1 protein-coding gene is annotated in these 285 nt (G+C 50.5%); it reads right to left on the minus strand.

Going from position 1 to position 285, the window contains the following annotated elements; all coding sequences use genetic code 11:
- Positions 1-43: 43 nt before the first annotated feature.
- A partial coding sequence (locus KDM89_RS21920) for a TraR/DksA C4-type zinc finger protein (protein ID WP_212689863.1) occupies positions 44-285 on the minus strand: 242 nt, incomplete at its 5' end.

The following is a 285-nucleotide window of genomic DNA, read 5'->3' on the forward strand; positions in this document are numbered from 1 at the left end:
GCATACACGCTTTTTATTATTCCAGTCAAAAATGACGCCAGGATTAATCGCCGTACAGTTTTTGCTTCATTTCACGTCTTTGCTGTGCTTCCAGCGACAAAGTCGCTGTCGGGCGTGCCAGCAGGCGTGGAATGCCAATAGGTTCACCGGTTTCTTCGCACCAGCCATAATCACCTTCATCAATGCTGGCGATGGCTTGCTGAACTTTTTTCAGCAACTTACGTTCGCGGTCGCGGGTACGCAACTCTAACGCGTGTTCCTCTTCTATCGTGGCACGATCTGCCG

Source organism: Cognatundibacterium luofuense, from assembly GCF_018139685.1.
GTDB classification, from domain to species: Bacteria; Pseudomonadota; Gammaproteobacteria; order Burkholderiales; family Burkholderiaceae_D; genus Undibacterium; species Undibacterium luofuense.